We start from the raw sequence: 16,427 nt of genomic DNA, 5'->3' as shown, positions 1-16,427 counted from the left end.
GGTGGGCCTGCTGGACGTCCTGCTGGGCCGGCGCAAGCCGGTCCGGCCGGACCTCGACCAGCTGTTCGGGCTGCCCTCGGCGGCGGTGACCCTGGAGGCGGCGGGCGGCTTCCGGCCGACCGGCCTGGGGTCGGTCTGCTTCGCCGCGGTCGAGGGCGGCGCCTTCGCCGAGGTGCAGCGGCAGGTGCGGGCGCTGCTCGATGCGGACACCGAGCGGGGCGACGCGCCGGTGGAGGCCAGCCGGGACGGGTACGGCTACTCCTGGCTGCTGGCCCGGCACTCCCCCGACGACCTGCCGGGCCTGGTCAACGACCTGCACGCGGTCAACAGCGAGCTGGAGGCCAACGGCTTCGGCCCGCAGCTGCTCTGCTCGCTGGTCGGCTTCCGGGACGCCGAGGGGCGCTCGCTGGCGCTGGTGTACCTCTACAAGCGCGGCACCTTCTATCCGTTCGCCCCCGCCGGGGGCGGCGAGAAGCGAGACAGCGCGCTGGAGCTTCAGATGAAGGCGCTGATCGGGGACGACCTGCGGGTGGAGCAGGACCTGACCCGCTGGTTCCCGGTGTGGGGCGCCCCCGGGCTGTGACCGGCCGCGCCTACACTCTTGCGTTGTGCGCAGCAGGGAGTACGGCCCCGATCTGACCCCGCCGTGGAAGCGGCAGCAGCCGGCCCCGGAGGTCCCGGCGGAGCCGGACCTGGTGGTGGAGGAGGCGGCGACCGGCTTCTGCGGCGCGGTGGTGCGCTGCGAGCGGACGGCCGAGGGGTTCACCGTCACCCTGGAGGACCGCTTCGGCAAGCACCGGGTCTTCCCGCTGGTGCCGCGCGGCTTCCTGCTGGAGGGCCGGGTGGTCACCCTGGTCCGGCCGGCCGCGCCGACATCGGCGGCCGCCCGCCGGCCGGGCCTGACCGCGTCCGGGTCGGTCGCCGTGCCCGGTGCGCGGGCCCGGGTGGCCCGGGAGTCGCGGATCTATGTGGAGGGCCGGCACGACGCCGAGCTGGTGGAGCGGGTCTGGGGCGACGACCTGCGGATCGAGGGCGTGGTGGTGGAGTACCTGGCGGGCGTGGACGACCTGCCCGCCATCGTGGCCGCCTTCGCGCCCGGCCCGGGGCGGCGGCTCGGGGTGCTGGTGGACCACCTGGTGCCCGGTTCCAAGGAGCAGCGGATCGCGGCCCGGGTCACCGGCCGGGACGTCCTGGTGGTCGGCCATCCGTACATCGACGTCTGGCAGGCGGTGAAGCCGTCCAGCGTCGGGGTGCCCGGCTGGCCGCGGGTGCCGCGCGGCGAGGAGTGGAAGGAGGGCGTCTGCCGCCGGCTCGGCTGGCCGGTGGACACCCCCGCCGCCTGGCGCCGCATCCTGGCCTCGGTCGACTCCTACCGGGATCTGGAGCCCGAGCTGCTCGGCCGGGTCGAGCAGCTGATCGACTTCGTCACCGAACCGGGCTGACCGGCGCCGCTCAGTCGACCAGGTCGCGGACCAGGGCGTCGGCCAGCAGCCGACCGGGCAGGGTGAGGGCGGCGCGGCCCGCCGCGTACGGCTCGGGGCGCAGCAGGCCGTCGGCGAGGGCCCGGTCGGCGGCGCGGCGGCCGGCCGGGGCGAGCAGGTCGAGCGGGCAGCCGTCGGCCAGGCGCAGTTCCAGCAGGATGCGCTCGACGCGGCGGTCCTCGGTGGAGAGCAGTTCGCGGCCCTGGCCGGGTGAGCGGCCCTCGGCCAGCGCGTGGGCGTACGCGGCGGGGTGCTTGGCGTTCCACCAGCGCACGCCGCCGACGTGGCTGTGCGCGCCGGGGCCCGCGCCCCACCAGTCGGCGCCGGTCCAGTACAGCTCGTTGTGGCGGCAGCGGCCGGCCTCGGAGGCGGCCCAGTTGGAGACCTCGTACCAGTGGAAGCCGGCCGCGGTGAGCCGCTCCTCGGCGATCAGGTAGCGGTCGGCGTGTACGTCGTCGTCGGTCATCGGGATCTCGCCCCGGCGGACCCGGGCGGCGAACCGGGTGCCCTCCTCGACGATCAGCGAGTACGCGGAGATGTGGTCGGGCCCGGCCGACAGGGCCGCGTCCAGCGAGGCCCGCCAGTCGTCGTCGGACTCGCCGGGGGTGCCGTAGATCAGGTCCAGGTTGACGTGGTCGAAGCCCGCCGCCCTGGCCTCGGCCACGCATGCCTCGGGCCGGCCTGGGGTGTGCTGCCGCTCCAGCAGCCGCAGCACATGGGGGCGGGCGCTCTGCATGCCGAAGGAGATCCGGTTGAAGCCGCCCGCCCGCAGTTCGGCCAGGTAGGCCGGGCCGACCGACTCCGGGTTGGCCTCGGTGCTGACCTCGGCGCCCTCGGCCAGCCCGAACTCCTCGCAGATCGCGGTGACCATCGCCACCAGGTCGGCGGCGGGCAGCAGGGTGGGGGTGCCGCCGCCGACGAAGACGGTGGAGACGGGCACCTCGGCGGCGCCGAGCACCTTGCGGGCGAGCCGGACCTCCGCGACCAGGTTGGCCGCGTACGTCTCCTGCGAGGCGACCGTGCCCGCGGCGCGCAGCTCGGTGGCGGTGTAGGTGTTGAAGTCGCAGTAGCCGCAGCGGGTGGCGCAGTAGGGCACATGGACGTAGAAGCCGAAGGGCCGCTCGCCCACCCCGGCGAGGGCGTGGTCGGGCAGGGCGCCGTCGGACGGCACGGGTTCGCCGTCGGGGAGGGTGGAGGGCATGGCTCCATTGTCCGGCATCGGCCGCCCTGCCCCGCCCGAGCCGGGCGGCCCCGGGCCGGTCAGGCCTCCCGGGCGCCCTCGTACATCGACTCGATGACGTCGGCGTACTCCCGCTCCACCACCGGGCGCTTGACCTTGAGGCTCGGGGTCAGCTCGCCGTGCTCCACGTCCAGGTCGCGCGGCAGCACCGCGAAGCGCTTGACCGTCTGCCAGCGCTGGAGGTCGGCGTTGACCTTGCGGACGAAGCCGTCGATCAGCTCCCGGACCTGCGGCGAGGCGCACACCTCGGCGTACGACCGGTCCGCGAGGCCCTGCCCCTTGGCCCAGGGCATGATCGCGGTCTCGTCCAGGGTGATCAGCGCGGTGCAGTAGTTGCGGCCGCTGCCGATCACCAGGATGTTGCCGACGAACGGGCAGAGCGCCTTGAAGCGGCCCTCGACCTCGCTGGGCGCCACGTACTTGCCGCCGGAGGTCTTGAACATGTCCTTCTTGCGGTCGGTGATCCGCACAAAGCCGTCACCGTCCAGCTCACCGATGTCGCCGGTGTGGAACCAGCCGTCGCTCTCCAGCACCTCGGCGGTCAGCTCCGGCTGGTTGTGGTAGCCGCGCATCACGCCGGGGCCGCGCACCAGGATCTCGCCGTCCTCCGCGATGCGGATCTCGGTGCCGGGCAGCGGCGGGCCGACGGTGCCGATCCGGAAGCCCTCGCCGGGGTTGACCGTGGACCCGGCGCTGGTCTCGGTGAGGCCGTAGCCCTCCAGGATGTGCACGCCCGCGCCGGCGAAGAAGTAGCCGATGTCGGGGGCCAGTGCGGCGCTGCCGGAGATACAGGCCCGCATCCGGCCGCCGAAGGCCGCCCTGATCTTGGCGTAGACCAGCTTGTCCGCGATGGCGTGCTGGAGGGTGAGGCCGCGCGGCGCGGTGCGGGTGCCGGTCCGGGCCATGCTCCGCTCGCACGCCTTGGCGTACTCGCGGGCCACCCCGGCGGCCCACTGGAAGATCCGGTACTTGGCGCTGCCCTCGGCTCGGGCCTTGGCGGCGATGCCGTTGTAGACCTTCTCGAAGATCCGGGGCGCGGCCGCCATGTAGGTGGGGCGCACCAGCGGCAGGTTGTGGATGATGCGGTCCACCCGGCCGTCCACCGCGATCACCGCGCCGAGCTGCATGGCGCCGGAGGTGAGGGTCTTGCCGAAGACATGCGAGAGCGGCAGCCAGAGGAACTGCACGTCGTCCTCGCTGAGCAGCCCGGAGGCGACCTGCGCGGCGGCCTCGTACGCCCAGCAGTCGTGCGCCAGCCGTACGCCCTTGGGCCGGCCGGTGGTGCCGGAGGTGTAGATGAGGGTGGCCAGTTGCTCCCGGTCGATGGCCTGGACGGTCTTGTCGACCGCGTCCGGGTGCTCCTCCAGGTAGCGCCGGCCGCGCTGCTCCAGCTCGGCCAGCGACAGCACCTCGACACCCTCGACGTCCTCGGCGCCCCTGACGTCCCCGGTGCCCCTGACGTCCCCGGTGCCGCCGGTGGCGGGCGGTTCGGCCGGGGCGTCGAAGAGGATCACATGGCCCAGCTCCGGCAGATGCTCCACCTCGGCGAGCACCTTGGCCAGCTGGGCGGCGTCCTCGGCGAAGACCGCCCGGCTGCCGGAGTCGGAGAGGATGAAGGCGGTCTCGTCGGCGTTGGTGCTGGGGTAGACGGTGGTGGTGGCGGCGCCCGCGCACATCACGCCCAGGTCCGCGAGAATCCACTCGATCCGGGTGGAGGCGGAGATCGCCACCCGCTCCTCGGGCAGCACACCGAGCGACATCAGCCCGGCGGCGATGGCGCTGACCCGCTCGGCCGCCTGCCGCCAGGTCATCCCGCGCCACTGCTCGGCCCCGGGGGAGCTGTCGGCGGACAGCTCGTCGACCGGCCCGGGATAGCGGTACGCCTCGCGCTCCGGAGTAGCCGCGACCCGGGAGAAGAAGAGGTGCGCCACGGAGGCCGGGCGGTTCTCGATCAGTGACTGCGCGGAATTCACGGCTACCTCCGGGGGAGCGCCGATCAACGATGTTGTTAACTGGCGGGTAACTCGCAAGCAACGGTCAGCGTAGGCGGAAACCCGCCGCTGCGGGAAGAGGGACCGGGCATCGCCGAGCCGCCGCCCTGGGCCGGTGCGCGCGGCCCCGGTCCGGAGGCCGCCCCGCCGGCCCCGGCGGGCGCAGCCGCCCTCGGGCGGCAGACCGAGGACCGATATCCGATACGCGCGGCACTGCGGATGACCGATGATGGACCCCGCCCCCCGGCTCGGCCCGCCCACACCCCCGCCCGTCCGCCGCTCCGCCATCCGAACCCGTATTCGAGAGAACCCGCGTGCTGATAAGACTCCTGCGTTCCTATCTGCGGCCGTACACCCGGCCGATCGTGCTGCTCGTACTGCTCCAACTGGTGCAGACCCTGGCCGCGCTCTACCTGCCGACCCTGAACGCCGACATCATCGACCAGGGCGTGGTGAAGGGTGACACCGGCTACATCCTGACCACCGGCGGCCTGATGATCGCCGTCACCGTGCTACAGATCATCTGCGCCATCGGCGCGGTCTACTTCGGCGCCCGTACCGCGATGTCGGTCGGCCGCGATGTGCGGGCCGGCGTCTTCGACCGGGTGCAGAGCTTCTCGGCCCGCGAGGTCGGCCGCTTCGGGGCGCCCTCGCTGATCACCCGCACCACCAACGACGTCCAGCAGGTGCAGATGCTGGTGCTGATGTCGTTCACGCTGATGGTCTCGGCGCCGATCATGTGCGTCGGCGGCATCCTGATGGCCCTCAACCAGGACGTGCCGCTCTCCGCGCTGCTGGTGGTGATCGTGCCGGTGCTGGGCATCCTGGTGAGCCTGATCGTCCGCCGGATGCGCCCGCTGTTCCGCACCATGCAGGGGCGGCTGGACAACGTCAACCGGGTGCTGCGCGAGCAGATCACCGGGCTGCGGGTGATCCGGGCCTTCGTCCGCGACCCGTACGAGCAGCAGCGCTTCGCCGGGGCCAACGGCGAACTGATGGACGTCTCGCTGCGGACCGGCCGGCTGATGGCGCTGATGTTCCCCACCGTGATGCTGGTGGTGAACGTCTCCAGCGTCGCCGTGCTCTGGTTCGGCGGCCACCGGATCGACAGCGGCGGGATGCAGGTCGGGGCGCTGACGGCCTTCCTCAGCTATCTGATGCAGATCCTGATGTCGGTGATGATGGCCACCTTCATGTTCATGATGATCCCGCGCGCCGAGGTCTGCGCCGAGCGCATCCAGGAGGTGCTGGGCACCGACTCCAGCGTCGTCCCGCCCACCGCCCCGGTGCTCACCCTGGCCCGCAGCGGCCAGCTGGAGCTGCGCGGCGCCGAGTTCCGCTACCCGGGCGCCGAGGCGCCGGTGCTGCGCGACATCGACCTGGTCGCACGACCCGGCGAGACCACCGCCGTGATCGGCTCCACCGGCAGCGGCAAGAGCACCCTGCTGGGCCTGATCCCCCGGCTGTTCGACGCCACCGGCGGCACGGTCCTGGTGGACGGCGTCGACGTACGGGAGCTGGAGCCGGCGCTGCTGGCCCGCACCGTCGGCCTGGTGCCGCAGAAGCCGTACCTGTTCTCCGGCACCGTCGCCAGCAACCTGCGCTACGGCAACCCGGACGCCACCGACGAGGAGCTGTGGCACGCGCTGGAGGTGGCGCAGGCCCGCGACTTCGTGGAGCGGCTGGCGGAGGGCCTGGAGTCACCGGTCGCCCAGGGCGGCGGCAACCTCTCCGGCGGGCAGCGGCAGCGGCTGGCCATCGCCCGTACGCTGGTGCGGCGCCCGGAGATCTACCTCTTCGACGACTCCTTCTCCGCGCTGGACTACGCCACCGACGCCGCGCTGCGGGCCGCACTGACCCGGGAGACCGCCGACGCCACCGTGGTGATCGTCGCGCAGCGGGTCAGCACCATCCGGGACGCCGACCGGATCGTCGTACTGGACGAGGGGCAGGTCGTCGGCACCGGCACCCATGCCGAGCTGATGGACGGCAACGCCACCTACCGGGAGATCGTGCTCTCCCAGCTCACCGAGGAGGAGGCCGCATGAGCCTCGCCAAGACGGCCCCGCGCCGCGGGCCGGCCCCGATGGGCGGCCCGGCGCGCTTCATGGGCGGCGGGCCGGTCGAGAAGTCCATGGACTTCAAGGGCTCCGGCAAGCGGCTGCTGGGCACGCTGCGCCCGGAGCGGGTACTGATCGGCTCCGTGCTGGCCCTCGGCGTGGCCAGCACCGCGCTCTCCGTACTCGGCCCGCGCATCCTGGGCCACGCCACCGACCTGATCTTCGCCGGGGTGATCGGCCGCCAGCTGCCGGCCGGCAGCACCAAGGCCGAGGCGGTGGCGCACCTGCGGGAGCAGGGCCACGGCACCCAGGCCGACATGCTCTCCTCGATGCACTTCACCCCCGGGCGGGGCATCGACTTCGGCGCGGTGGGCCATGTGCTGCTCATCGTGCTGGCGGTCTACGTCGGGGCCGGGCTCTTCGGCATCCTCCAGGGCCGGCTGGCCACGCGCGCCATCCAGCGCACCGTGTTCCGGCTGCGCGAGCAGGTGGAGGCCAAGCTCTCCCGGCTGCCGCTCGGCTACTTCGACCAGCAGCCGCGCGGCGAGGTGCTGAGCCGGGCGACCAATGACATCGACAACATCGCGCAGACCTTCCAGCAGACGCTGGGGCAGATCGTGAACTCGCTGCTCGCCATCGTCGGCGTGCTGGCGATGATGCTCTGGATCTCCCCGCTGCTGGCGGTGATCGCCCTGGTCACCGTGCCGCTCTCGGTGGTCGTCGCGACGGCCGTCGGCAAGCGCGCCCAGCCGCAGTTCGTCGCCCAGTGGCGGACCACCGGCAAGCTCAACGGGCACATCGAGGAGATGTACACCGGGCACGCCCTGGTGAAGGTCTTCGGCCGTCAGGACGAGTCCGCCGAAACCTTCCGGCAGCACAACGAGGAGCTGTTCGCGTCCAGCTTCCGGGCGCAGTTCATCTCCGGCATCATCCAGCCGGCCATGATGTTCATCGGCAACCTCAACTATGTGCTGGTGGCGGTGGTCGGCGGTCTGCGGGTCGCCTCCGGCGCGCTGTCGATCGGCGAGGTGCAGGCGTTCATCCAGTACTCGCGGCAGTTCAGCCAGCCGCTCACCCAGGTGGCGAGCATGGCCAACCTGGTGCAGTCCGGCGTCGCCTCCGCCGAGCGGGTCTTCGAGCTGCTGGACGCCGAGGAGCAGTCCCCGGAGCCCAAGACCCCGGCCCGCCCCGAGCGGCTGCTCGGCCGGGTCGCCTTCGAGGACGTCTCCTTCCGCTACGCGCCGGACAAGCCGCTGATCGAGGACCTGTCGCTGCGGGTCGAGCCCGGCCAGACGGTGGCCATCGTCGGCCCGACCGGCGCGGGCAAGACCACCCTGGTCAACCTGCTGATGCGCTTCTACGAGGTGACCGGCGGCCGGATCACCCTGGACGGGGTGGACATCGCCGCGATGTCCCGCGAGGAGCTGCGGTCCGGGATCGGCATGGTGCTCCAGGACACCTGGCTGTTCGGCGGCACCATCGCGGAGAACATCGCGTACGGCGCCGAGGACGCCACCCGGGAGCGGATCGTCGAGGCGGCGCGGGCCGCGCACGTCGACCGCTTTGTGCGCACCCTGCCCGACGGCTATGACACCGTGATCGACGAGGAGGGCTCGGGCGTCAGCGCCGGCGAGAAGCAGCTGATCACCATAGCCCGAGCGTTCCTGGCCGAGCCGGTGATCCTGGTGCTGGACGAGGCGACCAGCTCGGTGGACACCCGTACCGAGGTGCTGATCCAGCGCGCCATGGCCACCCTGCGCTCCGGGCGGACCAGCTTCGTCATCGCGCACCGGCTCTCCACCATCCGGGACGCGGACGTGATCCTGGTGATGGAGTCCGGCGCCATCGTGGAGCAGGGCTCGCACGCCGAGCTGCTGGCCGCCGGGGGCGCCTACGCCCGGCTGTACGCGGCGCAGTTCTCGGCCGCCGTCGCCGAGGTCGACTGATCCAAGGGCGGCCGGTCCGAGGTCGGCCGGCCGCCGCGCCGCGAACGGCGGAAGGGCGCCCCGGGATCTCCCGGGGCGCCCTTCCGCTGCTCGGCGCTGCTACTTCTTCTTCTCGGACGGGCCGTCGGAGTCGGTGGACAGCGCGGCGATGAACGCCTCCTGGGGGACCTCCACCCGGCCGACCATCTTCATCCGCTTCTTGCCCTCCTTCTGCTTCTCCAGCAGCTTCCGCTTGCGCGAGATGTCGCCGCCGTAGCACTTGGAGAGGACGTCCTTGCGGATCGCGCGCACCGTCTCGCGGGCGATCACCCGCGAGCCGATCGCGGCCTGGATCGGCACCTCGAACTGCTGACGCGGGATCAGCTCGCGCAGCTTGCCGGCCATCTGCACGCCGTAGTTGTACGCCTTGTCCTTGTGCACGATGGCCGAGAAGGCGTCCACCTTGTCGCCGTGCAGCAGGATGTCGACCTTGACCAGCTCGGCCTGCTGCTCACCGATCGGCTCGTAGTCCAGCGAGGCGTAGCCCCGGGTCTTGGACTTCAGCTGGTCGAAGAAGTCGAAGACGATCTCCGCCAGCGGAAGGGTGTAGCGCAGCTCCACCCGGTCCTCGGAGAGGTAGTCCATGCCCTGGAGGTTGCCCCGGCGGGTCTGGCACAGCTCCATGATCGCGCCGACGAAGTCATTGGGCGCCAGGATGGTGCCGCGCACCACCGGCTCGTGCACCTCGGCGATCTTGCCGGTGGGGAACTCGCTGGGGTTGGTGACGATGTGCTCGGTACCGTCCTCCATCACCACCCGGTAGACCACGTTGGGCGCGGTGGCGATCAGGTCGAGGTTGAACTCGCGCTCCAGCCGCTCCCGGATGATCTCCAGGTGCAGCAGGCCCAGGAAGCCGCAGCGGTAGCCGAAGCCCAGCGCCACCGACGTCTCCGGCTCGTAGACCAGGGCCGCGTCGTTGAGCCGCAGCTTGTCCAGCGCGTCGCGCAGCAGCGGGTAGTCCGAGCCGTCCAGCGGGTAGAGCCCGGAGAACACCATCGGCCGGGGGTCCTTGTAGCCGCCCAGCGCCTCGGTCGCACCCTTGTGCATCGAGGTGATGGTGTCACCGACCTTGGACTGCCGGACGTCCTTCACCCCGGTGATCAGATAACCCACCTCACCGACGCCCAGGCCGTCGGCGGACTTGGGCTCCGGCGAGATGACGCCGATCTCCAGCAGCTCATGGGTGGCGCCGGTGGACATCATCGCGATGCGCTCGCGCTTGCTGAGGTTGCCGTCGATCACCCGGACGTAGGTGACCACGCCGCGGTAGGAGTCGTACACCGAGTCGAAGATCATCGCGCGGGCGGGTGCGTCCGCCTGGCCGACCGGCGCCGGGACCTTGGCCACGACCTCGTCCAACAGCGCCTCGACGCCCATCCCGGTCTTGGCGCTGACCTTGAGGACGTCCGCCGGGTCGCAGCCGATGATGTGCGCCAGCTCGGCGGCGTACTTCTCCGGCTGGGCGGCCGGCAGGTCGATCTTGTTCAGCACCGGGATGATGGTGAGGTCGTTCTCCAGCGCCAGGTAGAGGTTGGCGAGGGTCTGCGCCTCGATGCCCTGCGCGGCGTCCACCAGCAGGATGGTGCCCTCGCAGGCCGCCAGCGACCGGGAGACCTCGTAGGTGAAGTCCACGTGGCCGGGCGTGTCGATCATGTTGAGCACATGGGTACGCCCCGCGCCGTCGCCGGTCGTCGGCGCCCAGGGCAGCCGGACGGCCTGCGACTTGATGGTGATACCGCGCTCGCGCTCGATGTCCATCCGGTCGAGGTACTGGGCACGCATCTGCCGCTGGTCGACCACACCGGTGAGCTGCAGCATCCGGTCGGCGAGCGTCGACTTGCCGTGGTCGATGTGGGCGATGATGCAGAAGTTCCGGATCAGCGCAGGGTCGGTGCGGCTGGGCTCCGGCACGGTGTTGGGGGTCGCGGGCACCTAGGGGTCCAGATTCTCAGTCGGTCCGGCGGTCCGGCGGCACTCCCCGCCGTACGGAGGGGGCTTCCCGGGGCCGGACGGTGTCATCCGATCGATACGTCGCTCCCATAGTCCCACGAGTACGGGCGGACCTGCTCAGCCCGTACCACTCACGCCGCCCGGCTGCCCCGCCGCACCGCCAGCGCCCAGCCGATCAGCGGCGCCTGGAGCGGCAGCCGGGCATAGGCGACGGCCCGCTTGGCCGGGGCCGCCCGCCGCCAGTCGTACGCCATCTGCACATTGGCCGGGAAGACGGCGGTGAACAGCCCGGCCGTGGCCAGCGCGCCCAGCCGCCGGGTGCGCGGCACCGCCACGGCGGCGGCGCAGGCCAGCTCGGCCACCCCGCTGAGCTGCGTGTACAGCCGGGGAGCGCCCGGCAGGGCGCTGGGGACGATGGCGTCGAACGGCTCGGGGCGGACGAGGTGCAGCACACCCGCGCCGGCCAGCAGGCCGGAGAGCAGCAACGCGGAGCGGCGGCCGGACGCGGCGCCGCGCAGGCGGGAGACGGCGCTGAGGGTCATGCCGCTCACCCTGGCACAGCCCGCCGGGCGGCGCGGCGGTCGGCTCGCGATGAAGCGGGGATCACATCACCCGCCCAGCCGGTTTGGGTGGCCCCGGGCGGCCCTGGTAACGTGGCCTGCTGCGCCTGCGCACGGTCGCGGGTGCCCACTTTCAGACCGACGAACCAGACTGAGGCTCCTTCGTGGCGAACATCAAGTCCCAGATCAAGCGGAACAAGACCAACGAGAAGGCGCGCCTGCGCAACAAGGCCGTCAAGTCCTCGCTGAAGACCGCTGTCCGCAAGGCCCGCGAGGCCGCCGAGGCCGGCGACTTCGAGAAGGCCACCCTGCTGGCCCGCGAGGCGTCCAAGAAGCTCGACAAGGCTGTCAGCAAGGGCGTCATCCACAAGAACCAGGCCGCCAACAAGAAGTCGGCTCTGACCCAGCGCGTGAACACCGCCAAGGCCGCCTGACCCAGGCGCCGAGGCCGGTCGGCGCGGAGCCGGCGGTCCCTCTCAACCGCCCCCGCCTCCGACCACCCCGCCCGGTCCGGACCGGCCCTCTACCCGGTCCCACCGCGGCAGCTCGACTCGCACCGCACGCGGCCTGCGTTCGCCACGCGGGTGCGGTGCTGCTTCACCAAAGCGAATGACTACTGCCCGCCGGGGGATGCCCTGGCGGGCAGTACGCGTCTGTCCGGCCCCGGCGACACGGCCCCGGCGAGCTGGCCGCACCGGTGTACGCGCCCGGCGGGCCCGGGACGCCCTGGCACCCGTGCTCGACGCGCCGCGCCTCACGATCGGCCACTGGCATGGCGACAGCGGGAAGTGACTAACAGTCAGGCAATCCGGCCGGGTACTCCCCCGGTGTCAGCGGGGGCCGCTATGGTCGATCGACCGCAGCCGCAACACGTCGTGCACCGCTACCGCCACGAACAGTGAGGGCCAATGTCGATCCCGCCGCCACCATCCGGTCCGGGGCAGCCGCCGCCGCAGCCCGGCCAGGCAGGGCAGCCGCCGATACCGCCGCCGGTGGAGTACCAGCCGACCCAGGCGGCTTTCCCGCAGCAGCAGCCACCGCCACCCCAGCAGCAGCCGACCGCGCCCTACTACGGATCGCTGCCGCCGCAGAGCAATCCTTACGCCACCCAGCAGCCCTACTACGGTCCGCCGCAGCCGCCCGTCCCGGCCGTGGGCGGGGGTGGCGGGGGCAGGCGGCTGCTGACCGGGCTGCTGATCGGGGTGGCGGCATCGTCGGTGCTCTGGGCGGCCGGGGTGTTCGGCCTGCCGCTGCTGACCGGCGACTCCGACGGCCGGCCGGGCGTCGGCAAGTACCAGGTCATCGACAAGCTGTGCAGCTCCGCCGTCCTGACCCGGCTCCAGCAGCTCTACCCCGAGCCGGACAGCAAGCCCAGCCAGCGGGCCGCACGCAGCTCGGCGCTGGACTATATGTACTGCACCATGGACCTGAAGAAGTCCAGCTCGGACGTCGGCAGTGCCTCGCTGTCCATGTACGTCCAGCTGCACAAGGCGGTGGACGCGACGCCGGAGTTCGATGCCCAGCGCGACTTCGACCAGCAGCAGGACTACCAGATCACCGAGGTGCCGGGGCTCGGCGACGAGGCGTACCTCTCCTACAAGGACGACGACAGCGACAGCAGCTTCCGCTACATCAGCCAGTACATCTACGTCCGGGACGGCGGGGTCACCTACCAGCTGGGGTGGAGCCAGGGCTTCTCGTCCTCGTCCACCGACACCCCGCCCACCCGCGACGACATCAGGGAGCGGCTGATCGCCGACAGCAAGGCCACCCTGGCCAAGCTGGCCAGCGGCGCCACCAGCTGACCAGCCACCAGCTGACCAGCCAACAGCCGACTGGCCGCCAGCCGACCGACCGCCAGCCGACCGGCTTCACCTGATCGACCGTCAGCCACCCCGCCCGGAGCGCGCCGCCCGGGAGACCGAGACCACGGCGCGCTCCAGAGCGTACGCGGGGTCGTCGGAGCCGCCCTTGACCTCGGCGTCCGCCAGGGCGATGGCGGTGAGGGCCGCGGCCACCCCGTCGCCCGTCCAGCCGCGCATCTGCTGGCGCACCCGGTCCACCTTCCACGGCGGCATGCCCAGTTCGCGGGCCAGGTCGGCCGGGCGCATGCCGCGCCCGACGGTGGCCAGCCGGCCGATGCTGCGCACCCCCGACGCCAGGGCGTAGGTGATGCCGGTCGGCGGCTGGCCCACCGCCAGTGCCCAGCGCAGCCGCTCCAGTGCCTCCGCCGTGCGGCCGGTCACCGCGAGGTCGGCCACCTCGAAGCCGGTGGCCTCCGCCCGGCCGCTGTAGTATCGGGCGACCACGGTCTCGTCGATGGAGCCGTCGGTGTCGGCGGCGAGCTGGCTGACGGCGGCGGCCAGCTCACGCAGGTCGCTGCCGATCGCGTCCAGCAGGGCCCGGCACGCCTCCTCGGTGGCCGACCGGCCGGTGGCCCGGACCTCCGCCTTGACGAACGCCAGCCGCTCCCCCGCCTTGCCGAGCTTGGCGCACGGCACCTCGCGGGCGCCGGCCTTGCGCGCCGCGTCCAGCAGCGCCTTGCCCTTGGGGCCGCCGGCGTGCACCAGGACCATGATCACCTCATCCGCCGGGGCCTCCAGGTACGCCTTGACGTCCTTGACCGTGTCGGCGGCCAGATCCTGGGCGGCGCGGACCACCACCACCTTGCGCTCGGCGAAGAGCGAGGGCGAGGTGATCTCCGCCAGGCCGCCGGGCTGGAGGGCGCCGGGGGCGAGGTCGCGTACGTCGGTGTCCGGGTCGGCCGCACGGGCGGCCGCCACCACCTGGGCGACGGCACGGTCCAGCAGCAGCTCCTCCTGGCCGACCGCGAGGGTCAGCGGGGCGAGCAGGTCGTCGGGTGAGCTCTTCCTGGCCATCGCCCCCAGCATCCCACGCCCCACCGACAGCCCGGCCGGCCCGGCGGCGACAATGGGCCGGTGCAGGAGAACGCGCAGGAGAACACGCAGGACGACATGCGGCACCCCACCCCGGCCGCCCGCCAGCTGCTGGTGCTGCCCGACCGGGACACCGCCGAGGAGGCCGCCGCCGAGGCCGTCCGCCGCTGGCCCGCGCTCGGCGAACCCGAGCTGGTCCGCGAGGCGCTGGCCGGGGAGGACGACGCCGAGGACGCCCAGTGGCTGGTGGTGCTGGACCAGCCCGCCGCCCGGTGGACCGCCGAGCTGCTGGCCGCCCTGGACGCACTCGCCGCCCGCCACGACGGCTGGCGCGAGGAGGCGTGAAGGGTCGCGACGGAGCGCGACGGGGGCGTGACCCGGCGGAGGAAGCACCGAGCGGGGGCCGCGATGCGCGGCCCCCGCCCGTCGGCTGTTCAGCCCTGGTCCGTGCGGATCATCACGGGTAGCTGACCAGGTACGACTGCTGGTTCGCCAGGTTGGCGGCGGCCCCGGCGTTGTTGATCACGTGGCTGATGGTGCCCACGCCACCGAGCGAGACCGTCACCAGGTTGTGGAACTTGACCCCCGGGGTGTTGGGCACCTCGAAGGCGTGGCTCGCCACGATGGACGGGTTGGTGTTGAAGAAGGAGTAGCTGCCGACACCCCACGCCTCGTGGCTGGTCACCGAGTCGGCGACCTTGTAGGAGGCCCAGCCCTGGTTCCCGTTGCCGCTGCTCCAGGCCGCCTGGTTGGGCACGTCGTACGGCATCTCGTTCTGGTAGAAGTACGTCCGCCCGCCGTTGCCGTTCCAGAGGGTGTTGTACTGCTGGTAGTGCTCGACGAAGAGGCCGTACATGGTGACGTTGTTGCCGTTGACCACCAGGCCGTTGGCGGCGGTGTTGACGTCCCAGCCGACACCGGAGTTGCCGTGGTCGGCGCGCCACAGCCACATGTGGTCACCGATCACGTTGTTGCTGTTGATCTGGAGGCTGACCGTGGCCTTGCCGGTGTGCGCACCGCCGATGCGGAAGAACACGTCGTGCAGGGCGCTGGGGTCGGCGGAGTGGTCGGCGTTGGAGCCCGGCTGGCCGATCTGGACCAGCACCGGCGAGTTCACCGGGCCGGCGTCGATCAGCAGACCGGCCAGGTTGACGCCGTTGACGTCATCGGCGCTGATCGCGGCGAGACCGGTGTCGGGCGTCAGGGTGGCGAGGCCGAGGCCCAGCACCACGGTGTCCGGGCGGGTGATCCGCAGGCTGTCGCTCAGGTGGTACACACCCGGGGTGAGCAGCAGGTTCTTGCCCTGGGCCAGCGCGGCGTTCAGCAGCGCGGTGGAGTCGCCCGGCTTGGCCACGTAGAACTGGCTGAGCGAGAGCGAGGTGCCGACCGGGGAGCCGCTGGACCAGTCGGTTCCGGTGGAGTTCTGCCGCACGCCCGGCACGAAGACGTTGTAGCTGCCGGAGCCGTCCACGTACAGGAAGGGCTTCTCACGCTCCACGGGCGTCTGGTTGACGACCGTCTCGGGCGGGTTGGGGAAGCTGGCCGGCGGCGCACCCTTGGTGCCGACGAAGACCATGTTCCACACGCCGCCGTTCCAGCTGCCGATCTCGCTGTTGCGGGTGAACCACTGCTGCTGCGCACCGGAGACGACCTGGCCGTCGATCTTGCTGTCGGCCAGCAGACCGCCGCTGGCCCAGCCGTCGCCGCCGTTCCACAGCTGGATCTGGGCGCCGGCGCCCTTGAGGTGCATCCGCCGGTACGGGGCGGCCTGGGCCACGGCCCAGCGCTCGACCTGGTTGCCCTGGAGGGTCACCGAGAGGTTCTCGGCCTCGCGCCAGAAGTTCTGGGTGGCGTTGCCGTTGTTGCCCGGGGTGTCGCCCTGCTGGAGCCAGTCGGCCTCGACCCGGACGTGCCCGTTGATGTTGACGTCGTCCGGGGACATGCCCAGGCCGGCGACCTGGGTGTAGAAGCCGAGGTTGACGTCGGCGTTGTAGCTGCCCGGCTTGAACAGCACCGCGTAGCGCTGGTCGCCGAACTGGTTGGTGTGCTGCTGGTTGAAGATGGTGTTGAGGCGGTTCTGCATGTCGGCCTGGGACGTCGACGGGCTGACCACGTAGACGTTCGGGCCCAGGTCGGGGTTCTTCGGGTCGGTGGTCGGCACGGTGACCCCGCCGCCGTTGTCGCCGCCGGTGGTGCCGCCGGTTCCGCCGGTGCCGCCTCCGGTGCTGGTGCCGGTGCCGGTGCGGACGGTGATCTCCCAGAG

13 protein-coding genes are annotated in these 16,427 nt (G+C 72.0%); 7 read left to right on the top strand and 6 right to left on the bottom strand.

Annotation, left to right across the window (positions count from 1 at the left end; genetic code table 11):
- Position 1: 1 nt before the first annotated feature.
- The gene (locus ACIQGZ_RS15040; RefSeq protein WP_402602017.1) at positions 2-583 is read left to right on the top strand and encodes a hypothetical protein; all 582 of its coding nucleotides are present in this window, start codon (positions 2-4) and stop codon (positions 581-583) included.
- Between the two features lie 25 nt (positions 584-608).
- Positions 609-1,442, top strand: coding sequence for a DUF3097 domain-containing protein (locus tag ACIQGZ_RS15035; protein WP_402602016.1), 834 nt, complete (start codon positions 609-611; stop codon positions 1,440-1,442).
- A 10-nt stretch (positions 1,443-1,452) separates the two neighbouring features.
- On the opposite strand, the gene hemW is transcribed toward ACIQGZ_RS15035, so the two are convergent.
- Both hemW and ACIQGZ_RS15025 read right to left on the bottom strand, forming a co-directional pair.
- Entirely contained in the window at positions 1,453-2,682 is a 1,230-nt protein-coding gene (gene hemW, locus ACIQGZ_RS15030; protein ID WP_402602014.1) for a radical SAM family heme chaperone HemW, read from the bottom strand.
- Positions 2,683-2,741: 59 nt separating this feature from the next.
- Positions 2,742-4,694 carry an AMP-dependent synthetase/ligase gene (locus tag ACIQGZ_RS15025; RefSeq protein WP_402602013.1) on the bottom strand — a complete coding sequence of 651 codons (1,953 nt, stop codon included), beginning with the start codon at positions 4,692-4,694 and terminating at the stop codon, positions 2,742-2,744.
- Between the two features lie 332 nt (positions 4,695-5,026).
- On the opposite strand from ACIQGZ_RS15025, the gene ACIQGZ_RS15020 reads away from it, so the two are divergent.
- The gene (locus tag ACIQGZ_RS15020) at positions 5,027-6,760 is read left to right on the top strand and encodes an ABC transporter ATP-binding protein (protein WP_402602011.1); all 1,734 of its coding nucleotides are present in this window, start codon (positions 5,027-5,029) and stop codon (positions 6,758-6,760) included.
- Entirely contained in the window at positions 6,757-8,718 is a 1,962-nt protein-coding gene (locus tag ACIQGZ_RS15015; protein ID WP_402602009.1) for an ABC transporter ATP-binding protein, read from the top strand. Before ACIQGZ_RS15020 ends, ACIQGZ_RS15015 begins: the two co-directional genes overlap by 4 nt.
- Positions 8,719-8,817: 99 nt before the next feature.
- On the opposite strand, the gene lepA is transcribed toward ACIQGZ_RS15015, so the two are convergent.
- Positions 8,818-10,689 carry a translation elongation factor 4 gene (lepA, locus tag ACIQGZ_RS15010; RefSeq protein ID WP_402602007.1) on the bottom strand — a complete coding sequence of 624 codons (1,872 nt, stop codon included), beginning with the start codon at positions 10,687-10,689 and terminating at the stop codon, positions 8,818-8,820.
- 149 nt (positions 10,690-10,838) lie between these two features.
- The gene (locus ACIQGZ_RS15005) at positions 10,839-11,249 is read right to left on the bottom strand and encodes a hypothetical protein (protein WP_402602005.1); all 411 of its coding nucleotides are present in this window, start codon (positions 11,247-11,249) and stop codon (positions 10,839-10,841) included.
- A gap of 182 nt (positions 11,250-11,431) precedes the next feature.
- Between ACIQGZ_RS15005 and rpsT the strand changes: the two genes are divergently transcribed.
- Both rpsT and ACIQGZ_RS14995 read left to right on the top strand, forming a co-directional pair.
- Entirely contained in the window at positions 11,432-11,701 is a 270-nt protein-coding gene (rpsT, locus tag ACIQGZ_RS15000) for a 30S ribosomal protein S20 (RefSeq protein ID WP_402602004.1), read from the top strand.
- Between the two features lie 558 nt (positions 11,702-12,259).
- Positions 12,260-13,072: a hypothetical protein gene (locus ACIQGZ_RS14995; RefSeq protein ID WP_402602003.1), complete on the top strand. Its 813-nt coding sequence runs from the start codon at positions 12,260-12,262 to the stop codon at positions 13,070-13,072.
- Positions 13,073-13,153: 81 nt separating this feature from the next.
- Here the strand turns inward: ACIQGZ_RS14995 and holA are convergent, their stop codons facing one another.
- Positions 13,154-14,146 (bottom strand): DNA polymerase III subunit delta, encoded by a 993-nt coding sequence (holA, locus tag ACIQGZ_RS14990; protein ID WP_402602002.1) that lies wholly within the window; start codon positions 14,144-14,146, stop codon positions 13,154-13,156.
- A 96-nt stretch (positions 14,147-14,242) separates the two neighbouring features.
- On the opposite strand from holA, the gene ACIQGZ_RS14985 reads away from it, so the two are divergent.
- Positions 14,243-14,509 carry a hypothetical protein gene (locus ACIQGZ_RS14985; protein ID WP_402602369.1) on the top strand — a complete coding sequence of 89 codons (267 nt, stop codon included), beginning with the start codon at positions 14,243-14,245 and terminating at the stop codon, positions 14,507-14,509.
- A 112-nt stretch (positions 14,510-14,621) separates the two neighbouring features.
- Here the strand turns inward: ACIQGZ_RS14985 and ACIQGZ_RS14980 are convergent, their stop codons facing one another.
- Positions 14,622-16,418, bottom strand: a complete 1,797-nt coding sequence (locus ACIQGZ_RS14980) for a coagulation factor 5/8 type domain-containing protein (protein WP_402602367.1) — start codon at positions 16,416-16,418, stop codon at positions 14,622-14,624.
- Positions 16,419-16,427 lie beyond the last annotated feature (9 nt).

The sequence above is a fragment of the Streptomyces sp. NPDC092296 genome (assembly GCF_044755465.1).
Classification (GTDB): domain Bacteria; phylum Actinomycetota; class Actinomycetes; order Streptomycetales; family Streptomycetaceae; genus Peterkaempfera.
This window is presented reverse-complemented; position numbering and strand designations above follow the sequence as displayed.